Raw genomic sequence first — 14,773 nt, 5'->3', positions numbered from 1 at the left:
GTTGAACTACCTTAGAGCAGCCGGCTCTTCACATCATCAGCACCATCCCGCAGCAGCGGCAGGAAGCGGTCGATCAATTCCTGCATCGGTACGCGATCGACATGCGCGCCCATGTTGATCGCGGCGACGATGGTGCCGTCGTAGCGGCGCACCGGCACCGAGATGGAGCGGAAATGCGGCTCGGCCTCGCGGTCGACCAGTGAATAACCCTGCGCGCGATCGGCGATGATGGTGGCGAGCAGCCTCTTCGGATCGGTCGTGGTCTGCGGCGTCACCGGATCGCGGCGCATCGCCTTCAGCCGCGTCGCGAGTTCGGCATCAGTGAGGCGGCCGAGCATGGTGCGGCCGACCGAGGTGCAGAATGCCGGCAGCCGGTAGCCGATGTCGAGACCGGCGGAGAACACCCGGGTCGGGCTCGAACGCGCCACGAACACGACATCGTCGCCGTCGAGCAAGGCGAGCGAGGCGATCTCCTGTGCCGCGCTCGCGATGCGATCGAGCACCGGCTGCAGCACCGTCACCACCTGGTTGGATTGCAGGAACGAGCCCGCGAGCGTCAGCACATGCGGCGTCAGCGTGAACAGCTTGCCGTCGGTCGCGACGAAACCGCCATGCGCGAGCGTGAACAGGATGCGGCGCGCGGTGGCGCGCGGCAGATCGGCGGCGCGCGCCAGATCGCTCAGCGTCGCAGGACCCGACACGGTGCCGAACACCTGCAGCAGGCGCAGGCCGCGATCGAGCGCCTCGACGAAGTCGGTGGCGCGCTCGTCCTGGTCGGTCCGCTTCAGCTTGGGCATGGCGTTTTAGGTTGGGTCGCGGCTTTGAACGGTTCAAAAATTGCACTTGCTGTCCAAACAAGACATGGCATAATTCGCACATTCGTTCAATAGGCGAACAAATCCAATCCGGGAGACGCCGCCATGATGAGCCAGGAAGCGAACGATCTGATCACCCGCACCGGCCGCAAGGACCCGTGTGGCAGGCTGATGCGGAGTTACTGGCAGCCGGCGGCGCTGGTCGACGAGCTGGAAGGACCGCGCCCGGTTCGGCCGGTGCGGCTGCTTGGCGAAAACCTGGTGTTGTTCCGCGGCGAGGAGGGAAGCTACGGGCTGATCGATCGCCACTGCGCGCATCGCGGCGCCGATCTCGCCTTCGGCCGGCTCGAGAATGGCGGGCTGCGCTGCGCCTTCCACGGCTGGCTGTTCGACACATCAGGCCAATGCATCGAGACGCCGGCGGAGCCAGCCGGCTCGCAGCTCTGCAAGGGCATCAGGCAGCGCTCCTATTCGGTAGTCGAGAAGAGCGGCATCCTGTGGGCCTGGCTCGGCGAAGGCGCCCCGCCCGCCTTTCCGGAGCTCGACTGCTTCGTTGCGCCCGGAAGCCATACGTTTGCGTTCAAGGGCCACATGAACTGCAACTGGCTGCAGGCGCTCGAGGTCGGCATCGATCCGGCGCACGCCTCCTTTCTGCACCGCTTCTTCGAGGACGAGGACACCTCGGCGGCTTACGGCAAGCAGTTCCGCGGCGCCTCGGCCGGCAGCGACATGCCGATGACCAAGATCCTGCGCGAATATGACCGGCCGATCATCAATGTCGAGCACACCGAATATGGCCTGCGCCTGATTGCGCTGCGCGAGCTCGACGCGGAGCGCACCCATGTGCGCGTCACCAACCAGCTGTTCCCGCACGGCTTCGTCATCCCGATGTCGACCGAGATGACGATCACGCAGTGGCACGTGCCGGTCGACGACGAGAACTGCTACTGGTACGCGATCTTCACCAGCTATGCGGCGCCGGTCGACAAGCAGAAGATGCGCGACCAGCGGCTCGAGCTCTATACGCTGCCGGACTACAAGTCGCGCAAGAACAAGAGCAACGATTACGGCTTCGATCCGCACGAGCAGGCGACCGAGACCTATACCGGCATGGGCACCGACATCAATGTCCACGACCAGTGGGCAGTGGAGTCGATGGGGGCGATCCAGGACCGCACCAACGAGCATCTCGGCCAGAGCGACAAGGCGATCGTGCAGTACCGCCGCCTGCTGCGGCAGGAGATCGAGAAGGTCTCCGGCGGCGAGAAGCCGATGCTGTTCCTCGACGACGCCTCCGCGCGCAGTATCCAGGGCCCGGCCACGATGGACGGCATCGGCCCGACCCAGGGCTGGGAGCTCTACTGGATGGCAGTCGACGTCAAGCGCCGCCGCGGCGCACCATGGGCAGCTCCCGTGCCGCGCGAGATCGCCGGCAAGGTGCATCATCTGACGGCGGCGGAGTGAAGATGGTATCAATGGCTCCGCATTGTATCCTTCACCTCGCCCCGCTTGCGGGGAGAGGTCGGATCGCGTTAGCGATCCGGGTGAGGGGGTACAGGTCTATCGGCATATCGAGTCGGCGGAGAGAGCCCCTCACCCCGACCCTCTCCCCGCGAAGAGCGGGGCGAGGGAGAAGTGAAGGAGTGACGCGGTGAGCTTCGTCGAGCGTCACGGCCTGTGGTCGGATGAGCAGAAGGAGGCCGCACAACGCCTCCGCCGCGTCGTCGAGGAGAAGAACCTCGAAGTCATCCGCCTGTCGTTCCCCGACCAGCACGGCATCCTGCGCGGCAAGACGCTGATCGCCGGCGAAGCGGTGCGCTCGCTGGAAAGCGGCTGCTCCATCACCACGACGATGCTCGCCAAGGACACCTCGCACAAGACGGTGTTTCCGGTGTTCACATCAGGCGGCGGCTTCGGCATGAAGGAGATGGAAGGCGCGGCCGACGTGCTGATGGTCGCCGACCCCACCACCTTCCGCGTGCTGCCTTGGGCGCAAAACACCGGCTGGCTACTCTGCGACCTCTATTTCAGCGACGGCCGGCCGGTGCCGTTCGCGACCCGCAACCTCTATCGCAAGGTGCTCGATCAGCTCGGAAGCCGCGGCTACGATTTCGTCGCCGGCCTCGAGGTCGAATTCCATCTGTTCAAGCTCGACGACGCCCACATGGCGCCGGAGGATGCCGGCCAGCCCGGACGGCCGCCGTCGGTCAGCCTGCTGTCGCACGGCTATCAGTACCTCACCGAGCAGCGCTACGATCTGATGGAGCCGGCGCTCGAGATCATCCGCCGCGACATCATCGCGCTCGACCTGCCGTTGCGCTCGGTCGAGGTCGAATTCGGTCCGAGCCAGTGCGAATTCACTTTCGCACCGACTGTCGGTCTTGCGCCGGCCGACACCATGGTACTGTTTCGTTCGGCAGTGAAGCAGATCGCGCGCCGCCACGGCTATCACGCGACCTTCATGTGCCGGCCGAAACTGCCGAACGTGTTCGCGAGCGGCTGGCACCTGCACCAGTCGCTGGTGTCGCGCGCCAATGGCGAGAACGTCTTCATGGCCAAGGAGACCGGCGAGCCGCTCAGTGCGCTCGGCCGCGGCTGGCTCGCCGGCCTGATCGAGCACGCCCGGGCCTCGACCGTGTTCACGACGCCGACCATCAACGGCTACAAGCGCTACCGCTCCTATTCGCTGGCGCCGGACCGCGCGATCTGGGGCCGCGACAACCGCGGCGTGATGATCCGCGTGCTCGGCGGCGCCGGCGATCCGGCAACCCGGCTGGAGAACCGGATCGGCGAACCAGCCGCCAATCCCTATCTCTACATGGCAAGCCAGATCCTCTCCGGCCTCGACGGCGTCGACCGCAAGCTCGACCCCGGCCCGTCGGCCGGCACGCCCTACGAGGCCAAGGCCGCGCTGCTGCCGAAGTCGCTGCGCGAGGCCGTGTTCGCGCTCAACGACGATCCGTTCTTCCGTCAGGCGCTGGGGCCGGAGTTCGTGGACTATTACGTCTTCATCAAGAACGCGGAGATCGAACGCTTCCAGGCCGAGGTGTCGGACTGGGAGCACCGCGAATATTTCGAGATGTTTTGACGGAAGCGTCGGCGCAGGCGCTCCGCCGCTCTAGAGCATGATCCGGAAAAGTGTGAAGCGATTTTCCGCAAAGATCATGCTCAAACAAAGAGCTAAAGCGCGATGACGATTCAACCCAATCTCATCGCGCTTTAGACGCTTGCAAGGTGAGCCGCGACGGCCGCTTCGTTCCATTCCAGACCGACACCAGGCGTGTCGGGAATATGCAAAAGACCATCCTTGATTTCATACGGCCGTTCGAGAATCGGATCGGCCCAGTCCTGCCATTCCAACCAGTGAGCGGTCTCGGTTGCGCGCATGACGTGAGCGGCGACTTCCGGATAAAGATGCGTTGAGATGGGGATACCCGCGGCGCCGGCGATCGCAGCCGCCCGCATCCAGCCCGTCACTCCGCCGATACGCATGAAATCCGGCATCACCAGGTCGCAGGCCTTTCTCGCGATCGCCTTATGCATCTCCCTCGGACCATAGAAGTTCTCGCCGATCTGGATCGGTGTCTTCAGCTCCGCCGCCAGTCGGGCGTGCCCGTCAAGATTGTCATAGACGACGGGCTCCTCGATCCAGTCGAGGCCATAGTCATCGATCGTATGGCACCGCTCGATGGCTTCGGCGAGATTTAGCCCCTGGTTGTAGTCCACCATCAAATGCATGCGATCCCCGACTGCTTTTCGAACGGCGTCGAGGGTCGCCAGATCCTCGCGCGGATCGCTTCTGCCGAGGCGCAATTTCAGGGCTGAGAACCCTCCTTCGTCGCGCAATTCCAAAGCCTCGGCCGCGACGGCGGCCGGCTCCTTCAGCCAAAGGCCGTTGCTATTGTAGGATCTCACGGCACCGACCGTCGCCCCCAACAGCACGCACAGCGGCTTGTTTGCGGCTTTCGCCAACGCGTCCCACGCGGCCATGTCGAGGCCCGACGCCGCGATCATCGACAATCCCTCATAGCCGACAAAGTGAAGCGATTTGCGCGCCGCCTCGAACAACTCGACAGGCGCCACGCTCCGACCTCTGAGCAATTCGCCGAGATCATGCAACGCCGGAACCAGATATCGCAGCGATTTCACGATGTAAGGCTCGAGATAGCTTCGCCCGACAATGCCCTCCTCCGTCACCAGATCGATGAGGACGAGCGGCCACTCCGATATCGTGACAATGCGCGCGACCACGGGCCGCTTCAGCTTGAGCACCACCGGACGAGCTTTGATTTCTCTGAGCGTCAACGAATCGGGCATGGCAATGGCTTTCGCAGCGCGAGGAAGCTGGCTGGCGCGGGCCGAAAAATCCCGGAAGCCATTCCAATTGGTTTTTCAACCGATGTAAATTCACTACCCGGTATATTTAAGAGGTGACTGCATGGCGCGATCTGCAGAACCGACACGGCGGCGCATCCTTGCTGCCGCATACGTCCTGTTTCGACAGCGCGGATATAGCCGCGTGAGCATGGACGAAATCGCATCGGCGACGAGGGTGACGAAGCGCACGCTCTACAATCATTTTCAAAGCAAGGATCAGCTGCTCGCCTTCGTGCTCGAAGCTCAGAACGAACTGGCCCTGGCCGCGTTTGCAACGTTCGGCGACAAGCTGTCCGGTTCGCCGGCGGCGATCATCGACGGCCTGTTCCGCGACCTGGCGGTCTGGGCGGACAGGCCGCGATGGGCCGGCTCGGGATTCACCAGGCTGGTCATCGAGTTGGCCGATCTCCCTGGCCATCCCGCACGCGCAATTGCGCGCCGGCACAAGGCCTTGCTCGAAACCCATCTCGGCGCGCTGCTGAAGCGGGCCGGTGTCCGCGACGCTCACCGCCGTGCGCGCGAGATCTGGCTGCTGTCCGAGGGCGCGATCTCCCTGATGTTGGTGCATGGCGATCGCGCCTATGCCGCAGCAGCGGCCGACGCAGCGAAACGACTGCTGCGAGGCTCTTCACGGTAAGCCGCGGCAGCCCGCCTCTCTGATCCGTCATCCTGAGGAGCGCGTAGCGCGTCTCGAAGGATGCACGGCCACCAGCCGGGCCATCGATCCTTCGAGACGCCTGCAACGCAGGCTCCTCAGGATGACGGCGATACGGCAATGCTTGCTGCTCAAATCCCCAGATACTTGTGCTGCAGATCCGGCTCGGCGATCAGCTCCTCGCTGGTGCCGCTCCACACGGTGCGGCCGCGCTCGATGATGTAATGGCGGTCGGCGATGCGGGCGAGGTTTCCGACGTTCTTGTCGATCACCAGCACCGACTGCCCGCGCTCCTTCAGCATCGACAGGCAGCTCCAGATCTCGTCGCGGATTAGGGGCGCAAGACCCTCGGTCGCCTCGTCGAGGATCAGCAATTTCGGATTGGTCATCAGCGCGCGGCCGATCGCCAGCATCTGCTGCTCGCCGCCCGACAGCGTGACGCCCATATTATTCGTGCGTTCGGCGAGCCGAGGAAACAGCGCGTGGATCTTGTCGATGGTCCACGGATCGGAGGCACTGAAGCGATTGCCCGACGCGGCGACGAGATTTTCGCGCACCGTGAGGTTGGGGAAGATCTGGCGGCCTTCCGGCACCAGGCCGATGCCGAGCTTTGCGATCTTGTAGGACGGCAGGCCGCGCACCGCCTCGCCGGCGAAGCGGATGGCGCCTGACCGCGCCGGCGTCAGGCCCATGATCGAGCGGATCGTCGTGGTCTTGCCCATGCCATTGCGGCCCATCAGCGCGACCATCTCGCCCGACTTGATCTTGAGCGACAGGCCGAACAGCACCTGGCTCAGCCCGTAGCAGGTCTCGATGCCATCCACTTCAAGCAAGGTTTCAGTCATTTTGGTCTCAGCCATGGCGCGTCACCGCATGCTGTTCGCCGAGATAGGCGCGCTTGACCTCGTCGTGCTTGCGGATCGCGTCCGGCACGTCGCAGGCGATGACGCGGCCATAAACCAAGACCGTGATGCGGTCGGCCAGCGCGAACACCGCCTCCATGTCGTGCTCGACCAGCACGATGGTGACTTCCTTGCGCAGCTCCTTCAGCAGCGCAACCATCCGCGTCGATTCGGTGACGCCGAGCCCGGCCATCGGCTCGTCCAGCAGCAACAGTTGCGGCCTGGTGGCGAGCGCGACCGCGAGCTCGAGCTCGCGCTGCTCGCCATGGCTCAACTGCGACACCACGATATCGGCGCGCGTGCCGAGGCCGACGCGCTCGAGCGCCGCGCGCGCGGCCTCGCGCAGATGCCGTTCCTTGCGCGCACTGCCCCAGAAGCGGAACGAGTGGCCGTCATGCGCCTGCGCCGCCAGCGCGACATTGTCGATCGCGGAAAAATCCTTCAGCAGCGAGGTGATCTGGAACGAGCGCGCCAGCCCGAGGCGGCTGCGCTTGTAGGACGGCAGGTTCGTGACGTCGCGGCCGGCAAAGCGGATGGTGCCGGAGTTCGGCATCACTTGCCCGGTGAGCTGGCTGATCAGCGTGGTCTTGCCGGCGCCGTTGGGGCCGATGATGGCGTGCAATTCGCCCGGCACCACCTCCATCGAGAGGTTGTCGGTCGCGGTGATGCCGCCGAAGCGGCGGACCAGATTGTCGACGCGGAGCAAGGGATCAGGCAAGGAATCAACCACGGCGCATCCTCCCGAGCAGGCCCATGATGCCGCCGCGCGCGAACAGCACGATCAGGAGCAGCACCGGGCCCAGGATCAGCCCAGAATATTCGGTGAACTGCGACAGCAGCTCCTCGAGCAGGAGATAGACGATCGCGCCGATGACGGGACCGAACAGCGAGCCCATGCCGCCGAGGATCACCATCACCATGAGATCGCCGGAGCGGGTCCAGTACATCACGGCGGGGCTGACGAAATCGGTGTTGTTGGCAAGCAGCGCGCCGGCCAGGCCGCAGATCGTGCCTGATATCACGAAACAGACCAAGCGGTAGCGATTGGCATGGAAACCGATCGCCTGCATGCGCTGCTCGTTGGAGCGGACGCCCTGCACCACGAGGCCGAAGCGCGAATTGACGATGCGCCAGATCAGATAAAGGCTACCGAACAGGCAGGCCAGGCAGAGGTAATAGAACTGGTTGCGATCCGACAGGTTGATCAGACCGGCGAAATCGCTGCGCTTGTAGACGGTGAGCCCGTCGTCGCCGCCGTAGCGCGACAGCGCGGAGGCGATGTAGTAGGCCATCTGCGCAAAGGCCAGCGTGATCATGATGAAGTAGACGCCGCGGGTGCGCAGCGAGAGCGCGCCGATCAGCAGCGCAAACAGCGCCGAGACGGCGAGCGCCACCGGCCACTGGATGAAGCCGGAGCCGACCCCCTCGGCGGCGAGGATGCCGACGGCATAGCCGCCGATGCCGAGATAGGCGGCGTGGCCAAAGCTCATCATGCCGCCATAGCCCATGATCAGATTGAGGCTCGCGGCGGCGAGCGCGAAGATCACGATCCGGGTGAACAGCGTGAGGATGAAGATATTGCCCGTGACCGCCGAATAGAACGGCAGCAGCATCAGGGCGGCACACATCAGCGCCGCGACCGCATTGGAGACGTTGAGCTTTCGCATCATCGTTTGGCCGCCGGGAACAGCCCCTCGGGCCGCAGCACAAGGATGATGGCCATCAGGAGGTAGATCAGCATCGAGGACAGCGCCGGCGCCGCGGTGGACGCCGCCGCCCCGCTCAGCACCTTGCGCAGCAGGTCCGGCAGGAAGGCGCGGCCCATCGTGTCGATGATGCCGACGAAGATCGCGGCCATGAACGCGCCGCGGATCGAGCCGATGCCGCCGATCACGATGATGACGAAGGCCAGGATCAAGATGTTCTCGCCCATGCCGATCTGCACGGTGAGGATCGGTGCCTGCATCAGCCCGGCGAGGCCGGCGAGCGCCGCGCCAAGGCCGAACACCAGCGTGAACAGCAGCTTGATGTTGATGCCGAGCGCCCCGATCATCTCGCGGTTGGAGGCCCCGGCGCGGATCAGCATGCCGATGCGGGTACGCATCACGACGAGATAGAGCATTGCTGCGACCGCCAGCGCGACCACGATGATCATGAGGCGGTAGGCCGGATAGTAAACGCCGGGAATGATCTGCACCGGCACGGTGAGCCAGGCCGGCAGCGGCAGCGCGAGGCCCGCCGGGCCCCAGATCAGCCGGACGGCGTCGTTGAAGAACAGGATCAGACCGAACGTCGCCAGCACCTGGTCGAGATGGTCGCGGCCATAGAGATGCCTGAGCGCGACATATTCCAGCGCGATGCCGAGCAGCAGCGTGGCGCCCAGCGCCATCAGCGCGCCGAGCACGAAGCTACCGGTCCAGGCCACGAAGGTCGCCGCGAAATAGGCGCCCATCATGTAGAGCGAGCCGTGCGCCAGATTGACGAAGTCCATGATGCCGAACACCAGCGTCAGCCCGGCCGCCAGCAGGAACAGCAGGAGGCCGAATTGCAGGCCGTTCAGCAGTTGTTCGACGACGAGATACATGGATCCTTCATACCGGGCTGAAACAAAACAGCGGCAGCGCAAGCACGCCGCCGCATTGCACATTGCGGGTTCTCCCTCGCCCCGCTCTTGCGGGGAGGGGTTGGGGTGAGGGGCTCTTTCCGCAAACCGAATGCCGGGAAAGAGCCCCTCACCCAATCGCTTCGCGATTGACCTCTCCCCGCAAGAGCGGGGCGAGGTAAAGAGAAGCAAGCCGCGCGCCAAAAAGACGCCCGACAATCACTTCATCGGACACTTGTCGTGGAAGCGGTCCTGGTCGTCCTTGACGATGGTCGCGACCGTCTTCAGCGAGAGCTGGCCCTCGGCGTCCTTGACCACGTCCTGCAGATAGAAGTTCTGGATCGGAATGTGGTTGTTGCCGTACTTGAACGGACCGCGCACCGATTTGAAGTTCACCTTCTCCATCTCGGCCTTCATCGCGTCCTTCTTCGTCAGGTCGCCCTTCACCGCGACCACGGCGCTGTTGATCAGGTTGGCAGCGTCGTAGGACTGGGCGCCGTAGAAGGTCGGCCGCAGGCCCGGATACTTCTTGCGGTAGTCGGCGACGAACTTCTTGTTCTCCTCGTTGGGCAGGTCGTTGACCCATTGCTGCGCGCCGGGAACGCCGAGCGCATTGTCCTTCTGCAACGGCAGCGACAATTCGTCGATGGTGAAGGCGGTGTAGAGCGGAATCTGCTGCTTGATGCCGGCCTGCGCATACTGGTTCAGGAACTGCACGCCGGCCGCGCCCGGATAGAACACGAAGATCGACTCGGCCTTGGAGTTCTTCGCCTTGGTGAGCTCGGCGGAGAAGTCGAGCTGGCTCGGCCACACCGTATATTCCTCGCCGACGACCTGGCCCTTGAACGTGCTCTTGACGCCGGCCAGCATGTCCTTGCCCGCGGCGTAGTTCGGGCCGATCAGGAACACCGACTTGACGCCCTTCTGGTTCATGTAGGTGCCTACCGCTTGCGGGGTCTGGTCGTTCTGCCAGGAGGTCGAGAACACGTAAGGCGAGCACAGTTCGCCGGCGAGCTGCGACGGACCGGCATTGGCCGAGATCAGGAAGGTCTTGGAATCGACCGCGGTCTTCAGCGACGCCAGCAGCACGTTCGACCAGATGTAGCCGACGATGAAGTCGACCTTGTCGGACTGCACCAGCTTCTCGGTCTTCTGCTTGCCGACATCCGGCTTCTGCTGGTCGTCCTCGTAGATCACCTCGACCGGCTTGCCGTCGATCTTGCGGCCGAGATGGTCGAGCGCGAGCTCGAAGGAATTGCGCATGTCGTTGCCGATCACGGCGGTCGGACCGCTGAAGGTCGAGACGAAGCCGATCTTGACGCTGTCAGCCGCCATCGCGGGCTGCGCCAGCGCCATAGCCATGGCGCCTGCCAGCCAAAATGCCTTTTTCATATTCACTCCCCTCCTCAACCAAAGATCCCACGAGGCTCGATCACGAGGGCCCGGGGGGTCACGCTTTGCGCGCGTCGTTCTGTGACGTATTTTGTGCGCGATATCGCAAGTCTGCAGCAAGCATGAACCGACGGCGCTGACTTAGAACCTTCGGCGCATACCCCAGCACCTTGCATCATAATTCGTCTAAATCGACCATGGCAAGAAATATAATGCCGGTTGCGTGGGCAACGATTGTCGCAGGCACCGGCCTTCCGCAACGACCCACGCCCGCACTGCAGCAGGCTTTAACGATCCGGTAAAGCACCCGGAAACCACAGGCCGGCAAGCGCCTGCGGGCTTCATGGTCCGGAAAGCATCCCTGGCCGACGCTGCCGCCAAAGGGGTGCGTCACATGCTGAATTACATCTTCGGCTTCAATGCCCGGATGGGCCGACTGGCTTTCTTCTTCTGCACCTTCGTGGTGGGCCTCGGCTTTATGATGCTGGTCTACGGCGTCACCGGCAACGCACCGGCGAGCGGCAGTATGGACGTGCTGCTGGCGCAGGCATCGAGCAACTCCGTGCTGGTCATTGCCTTCTACGGCATGCTCGTCATCTGCTTCATGCTGCAATCGATGCGGGTGCGCGACATGGGCTGGGATCCGGTCTGCGTGATGGCGGCATGGATCGCCCTCCTCGTGCTCGACAGGGCCATTGCCGGGCGATTTCCCGAATATGCGCTGACCTATCAGCACACCGAAACGGTGGTCGGCGCCGCCGTCAATGGCGCAATGAACATCGTCCTGCTGGTCTGGCGGAGCGGCGGCTATTACGAAGAAGCCCCGCCATCGCAGCGCGAGACCGGCGACGATGGCCTGTTTGAAAGACGCAGTACGCCGGCCGCAGGCGGCAGCCGCGTCGCGCGGATCGCCAACGGCGAGTTCGGCGGCAAGACGCGGTAGCAGCCGTCGTCCCTGCGAAAGCAGGGACCCATAACCACAGGATCAGATTGTTGAAGAGCGCTGGGGCCCGAGCGATACAAGACGATTCCCATTCGTGGTTATGGGTCCCGGATCGCGCGGAGCCTGTCATCGGGCGGCGCTTCGCGCCGACCCGTTCGCTTGTCCGGGACGACGCGGAATTTGCCGCGCGATCACCGAGCCAAAGGCTGGCGGCGAGGGCCGATTACCCCTTGTCCACCGCCCATTCGGCGCCGTCGATCGCATAGGACGCGTGGCGGAAATCCCTGATCGTCGCAACCTTGTCGGCCGACCAGTCGAGCAGCATGAACGATCGCGGCGGCGCGTCCAGAGCGGTCGGATCGAACACCAAGATCGCGGGGCGTCCCTCGACCTGTCCGGTCACCAGGTGCCAGTCGTCGATCTTCGAATAATTGCCGAAGTAGCGCGACACCTCGGCCTTGCCGTTCAGCCGCGTGCGGTTGACGAGCTCGAGCCTGATGTCATCGGCGATCATGGCGCGGATGGCGTCGAAGTCGCGGGCGTTGAAATGGCTGACATAGGCGTTGAGCCTGACGCGATCGGCCGGCGACAGGCCGGGCCGCGGCGCGTCGTCCGGCTCGCTGGCAAACTCGCGCAGCTGCGTGCGTCCACGGTGCAGCGCGGCTTTCACCGCGGGCAGGCTGAAATCCATGATGCCGCAGATCTCCTGCAGGGAGCAGCCGAGCACATCCATCAGGATCACGCTGGAACGCTGCGCCACCGGCAGGCGCATGAAGGTGCGCAGGCTGGTCGCGGCGATCTCGCGGCGGCCGACGTCATCGAGCTCTCCGGCCATCATGTCCACCTCCTCCGGCGCGTGGAGCGCTTCCTGGCGGTTGCGCCGCCTGAGGAAATCGAGCGCGGTGTTGTGCGCGATCCGGAACAGCCAGGCTTGCGGATTCTGGATCGGCGCGGCGGACCCGAAGGCTTCCACCGCCTTGATCAGCGCGTCCTGCAGCACATCCTCGCCGTCGATGACGGATCCGACCATGCGGGCGCAGTAGCGATGCAGCCTCGGCCGCATCGCCGCCAACAGCGTGTCGACGTCGGTCGCGGCCGGCGCTTGGTGTGGTGACGTCATGATGGCTCCGCCAGATCGGTGCACTGCCCGCCGGTTCACGGCTCATCCAGCATACGATAATTCCCGACAATCACCGCACTGCGAACCAGCGGCGGCTCGGCGCAACGATCGCGGATGCCGTCCTGGAACGCCTGGAACGCGGCCAGTTTCGGGATCGGGCTCGAACCGTCCTCGGCCGTGGTCTCGACCATGTGGATGAAGGTATCGTCCTCCAGCCGCAGGGTCAGATAGCGCACGCCGTCGGGCCTCGCCGCCTTCAGCTCGGCGAACACGGCCGACACCAGCGCGGCATTCTTCTCCGCCATCTCCGGCTTCGCCTTGTACCTGATCAGGGTCCGTCTCATCGCAGCCTCCTTGGCCTGGTTCTGCGGCCTGAATCGGCCGCCTCAGACCCAAGGACGTTCGCGAACCGCCAAAGGATGCGGTCCGGCAAAAATAAACTTCGGCCGCATCCTTTGCCCGTTCCGGTTCGTCCTTGCCGGCGAAGCGCGCCGCAATCTCGCGGCATGGCAACGGAGAACGACCATGCAGACCCCTCAGCAGCGCGCCGAACAGCGCTGGGTGCTCGGCCTCACCGCGCTGGCATCCTTCATGATGGCGCTGGACGCCATGATCATGACCACGGCCTTCGCCACCATCCGCGCCGATTTCGGAAGCGCCGTGGAGACGCTGCAGTGGACCGTCAACGCCTTCAACCTGACCTTCGCGGTGCTGCTCCTGACCGGCGCGGCGCTCGGCGACCGTTTCGGGCGGCGCAGGATGTTCGCGGCCGGGATCGGCCTGTTCGTCGTGGCGTCGGCGGCCTGCGCGCTGGCCGGCAACGCCGCGGCCCTGATCGCGGCCCGCGCCCTGCAGGGCGCGGGCGCGGCGCTGGTGATGCCGCTGGCGATGGCGATCCTGAGCGGCGCGTTCGGCCGGGAGGAGCGCGCCCGCGCGCTCGGCATTTTCAGCGGCATCACCGGATGCGCGCTGATCATAGGTCCCGCGATCGGCGGCTTCATCACCGAGCATCTCGGCTGGCGCTGGATTTTCTGGATCAACTTACCGGTCGGCCTGATCGCGATCGCCCTTGTGATCACGCGCCTGCGCGAAAGTTCTGGGCCGACGGCGCCGCTCGACATCACCGGCCTCACGCTGGTCGCGCTCGCGGCGCTGGCGCTGGTCTGGGGCCTGCTGCGCGGCAACGGCGTCGGCTGGGCCAGCGCGGAAGTGACGGGCGCGCTGATCGCCGGCGTGGCGCTGGCGGCGCTGTTCGTGCTGTGGGAGCTGCGTGCCACAAGCCCGATGGTGCCGATGCGGCTGTTCGCGGCACGGCCGTTTGCGTCAGGCATGGCCGCAAGCGTGCTGTTCTACGCCGCGATGTATGGCGTGCTGTTCCTGCTGCCGCAGTTCCTGCAGATCGCGCTCGGCTTCGACGCCTTCGGCGCCGGGCTTCGTCTGCTGCCGTGGACGGCGACGCTGTTCGTCACCGCGCCGATCGCCGGCGCCGCGGTCAACCGGTTCGGCGAGCGCACGCTGGTCGTCACCGGCCTCCTGATGCAGGCGATCGGGCTCGGCTGGATCAGCGAGATCGTGAGCCCCACAGTGCATTATTCGGCGCTGGTCGCGCCGCTGGTGCTCGCCGGCGTCGGCGTGTCGATGGCGATGCCGGCCGCGCAGAACGCGGTGCTGGGCGCGGTCGCCGTCAGCGAGATGGGCAAGGCCTCGGGCGTCTTCAACATGGGCCGCTTCCTCGGCGGCATGTTCGGTATCGCGGCGCTGGTGGCGAGCTTTTCCGCCAATGGCGCAGCCGATTCATCCGGTCATTTCGCAAACGGATTCGCGTCGGCGATGAGCCTTGCCGCAACGCTGTCATTCGCCGGCGCGGTCGCGGGACTGTTCCTGCCGATGCGGCGGCGGGCCGTCGCCGCGGCCGCGCCGCAGGATGCGTGAGGCTTGCGGCGATCGGGTTTTACTATCGGGCGATC

14 protein-coding genes are annotated in these 14,773 nt (G+C 64.8%); 5 read left to right on the top strand and 9 right to left on the bottom strand.

The window, feature by feature from the left end:
- Positions 1-11: 11 nt before the first annotated feature.
- Positions 12-797: an IclR family transcriptional regulator domain-containing protein gene (locus tag ACZBJS_RS24780; RefSeq protein ID WP_057019464.1), complete on the bottom strand. Its 786-nt coding sequence runs from the start codon at positions 795-797 to the stop codon at positions 12-14.
- A gap of 123 nt (positions 798-920) precedes the next feature.
- Here ACZBJS_RS24780 and ACZBJS_RS24775 point away from each other — a divergent pair, with 123 nt between their 5' ends.
- Entirely contained in the window at positions 921-2,279 is a 1,359-nt protein-coding gene (locus ACZBJS_RS24775; RefSeq protein WP_316396588.1) for an aromatic ring-hydroxylating dioxygenase subunit alpha, read from the top strand.
- 187 nt (positions 2,280-2,466) lie between these two features.
- A complete protein-coding gene (locus ACZBJS_RS24770; RefSeq protein WP_316396587.1) occupies positions 2,467-3,903 on the top strand; it encodes a glutamine synthetase family protein in 1,437 nt (478 codons plus the stop codon).
- Between the two features lie 131 nt (positions 3,904-4,034).
- Here ACZBJS_RS24770 and ACZBJS_RS24765 read toward each other — a convergent pair whose 3' ends face one another.
- Positions 4,035-5,132 (bottom strand): enolase C-terminal domain-like protein, encoded by a 1,098-nt coding sequence (locus ACZBJS_RS24765; protein ID WP_316396585.1) that lies wholly within the window; start codon positions 5,130-5,132, stop codon positions 4,035-4,037.
- A 121-nt stretch (positions 5,133-5,253) separates the two neighbouring features.
- On the opposite strand from ACZBJS_RS24765, the gene ACZBJS_RS24760 reads away from it, so the two are divergent.
- Positions 5,254-5,829 carry a TetR/AcrR family transcriptional regulator gene (locus ACZBJS_RS24760; protein WP_057019467.1) on the top strand — a complete coding sequence of 192 codons (576 nt, stop codon included), beginning with the start codon at positions 5,254-5,256 and terminating at the stop codon, positions 5,827-5,829.
- Between the two features lie 149 nt (positions 5,830-5,978).
- Here ACZBJS_RS24760 and ACZBJS_RS24755 read toward each other — a convergent pair whose 3' ends face one another.
- From ACZBJS_RS24755 to ACZBJS_RS24735, 5 genes are all read right to left on the bottom strand, one after another.
- Positions 5,979-6,707: an ABC transporter ATP-binding protein gene (locus tag ACZBJS_RS24755; protein WP_057019468.1), complete on the bottom strand. Its 729-nt coding sequence runs from the start codon at positions 6,705-6,707 to the stop codon at positions 5,979-5,981.
- Positions 6,700-7,467 carry an ABC transporter ATP-binding protein gene (locus ACZBJS_RS24750; protein WP_057019469.1) on the bottom strand — a complete coding sequence of 256 codons (768 nt, stop codon included), beginning with the start codon at positions 7,465-7,467 and terminating at the stop codon, positions 6,700-6,702. Before ACZBJS_RS24750 ends, ACZBJS_RS24755 begins: the two co-directional genes overlap by 8 nt.
- A 4-nt stretch (positions 7,468-7,471) precedes the next feature.
- Complete coding sequence (locus ACZBJS_RS24745) at positions 7,472-8,419, bottom strand: branched-chain amino acid ABC transporter permease (protein ID WP_410469742.1); 948 nt, start codon at positions 8,417-8,419, stop codon at positions 7,472-7,474.
- Positions 8,416-9,333 carry a branched-chain amino acid ABC transporter permease gene (locus tag ACZBJS_RS24740; RefSeq protein WP_057019470.1) on the bottom strand — a complete coding sequence of 306 codons (918 nt, stop codon included), beginning with the start codon at positions 9,331-9,333 and terminating at the stop codon, positions 8,416-8,418. Before ACZBJS_RS24740 ends, ACZBJS_RS24745 begins: the two co-directional genes overlap by 4 nt.
- Positions 9,334-9,570: 237 nt before the next feature.
- Positions 9,571-10,743, bottom strand: coding sequence for an ABC transporter substrate-binding protein (locus ACZBJS_RS24735; protein ID WP_168859335.1), 1,173 nt, complete (start codon positions 10,741-10,743; stop codon positions 9,571-9,573).
- A gap of 223 nt (positions 10,744-10,966) precedes the next feature.
- Here ACZBJS_RS24735 and ACZBJS_RS24730 point away from each other — a divergent pair, with 223 nt between their 5' ends.
- Complete coding sequence (locus tag ACZBJS_RS24730; RefSeq protein ID WP_316396582.1) at positions 10,967-11,686, top strand: DUF805 domain-containing protein; 720 nt, start codon at positions 10,967-10,969, stop codon at positions 11,684-11,686.
- A gap of 223 nt (positions 11,687-11,909) precedes the next feature.
- Here the strand turns inward: ACZBJS_RS24730 and ACZBJS_RS24725 are convergent, their stop codons facing one another.
- A complete protein-coding gene (locus ACZBJS_RS24725; RefSeq protein WP_316396581.1) occupies positions 11,910-12,806 on the bottom strand; it encodes a sigma-70 family RNA polymerase sigma factor in 897 nt (298 codons plus the stop codon).
- A 35-nt stretch (positions 12,807-12,841) separates the two neighbouring features.
- Positions 12,842-13,150 carry a hypothetical protein gene (locus ACZBJS_RS24720; RefSeq protein ID WP_057019474.1) on the bottom strand — a complete coding sequence of 103 codons (309 nt, stop codon included), beginning with the start codon at positions 13,148-13,150 and terminating at the stop codon, positions 12,842-12,844.
- A gap of 181 nt (positions 13,151-13,331) precedes the next feature.
- Here ACZBJS_RS24720 and ACZBJS_RS24715 point away from each other — a divergent pair, with 181 nt between their 5' ends.
- Positions 13,332-14,738: a DHA2 family efflux MFS transporter permease subunit gene (locus ACZBJS_RS24715; RefSeq protein ID WP_316396579.1), complete on the top strand. Its 1,407-nt coding sequence runs from the start codon at positions 13,332-13,334 to the stop codon at positions 14,736-14,738.
- Positions 14,739-14,773 lie beyond the last annotated feature (35 nt).

Source organism: Bradyrhizobium sp. KZN70725 (assembly GCF_055264925.1).
The sequence above is the reverse complement of the archived record's forward strand: the minus strand, read 5'-3'. Positions and strand labels throughout refer to the sequence as shown.

What these genes read in the sequence shown, in the direction of transcription:
- ACZBJS_RS24780 (WP_057019464.1), bottom strand. Translation starts at nt 797, where the DNA reads ATGCCCAAGCTGAAGCGGACCGACCAGGACGAGCGCGCCACCGACTTC.
- ACZBJS_RS24775 (WP_316396588.1), top strand. Translation starts at nt 921, where the DNA reads ATGATGAGCCAGGAAGCGAACGATCTGATCACCCGCACCGGCCGCAAG.
- ACZBJS_RS24765 (WP_316396585.1), bottom strand. Translation starts at nt 5,132, where the DNA reads ATGCCCGATTCGTTGACGCTCAGAGAAATCAAAGCTCGTCCGGTGGTG.
- ACZBJS_RS24760 (WP_057019467.1), top strand. Translation starts at nt 5,254, where the DNA reads ATGGCGCGATCTGCAGAACCGACACGGCGGCGCATCCTTGCTGCCGCA.
- ACZBJS_RS24755 (WP_057019468.1), bottom strand. Translation starts at nt 6,707, where the DNA reads ATGGCTGAGACCAAAATGACTGAAACCTTGCTTGAAGTGGATGGCATC.
- ACZBJS_RS24745 (WP_410469742.1), bottom strand. Translation starts at nt 8,419, where the DNA reads ATGATGCGAAAGCTCAACGTCTCCAATGCGGTCGCGGCGCTGATGTGT.
- ACZBJS_RS24740 (WP_057019470.1), bottom strand. Translation starts at nt 9,333, where the DNA reads ATGTATCTCGTCGTCGAACAACTGCTGAACGGCCTGCAATTCGGCCTC.
- ACZBJS_RS24735 (WP_168859335.1), bottom strand. Translation starts at nt 10,743, where the DNA reads ATGAAAAAGGCATTTTGGCTGGCAGGCGCCATGGCTATGGCGCTGGCG.
- ACZBJS_RS24725 (WP_316396581.1), bottom strand. Translation starts at nt 12,806, where the DNA reads ATGACGTCACCACACCAAGCGCCGGCCGCGACCGACGTCGACACGCTG.
- ACZBJS_RS24720 (WP_057019474.1), bottom strand. Translation starts at nt 13,150, where the DNA reads ATGAGACGGACCCTGATCAGGTACAAGGCGAAGCCGGAGATGGCGGAG.
- ACZBJS_RS24715 (WP_316396579.1), top strand. Translation starts at nt 13,332, where the DNA reads ATGCAGACCCCTCAGCAGCGCGCCGAACAGCGCTGGGTGCTCGGCCTC.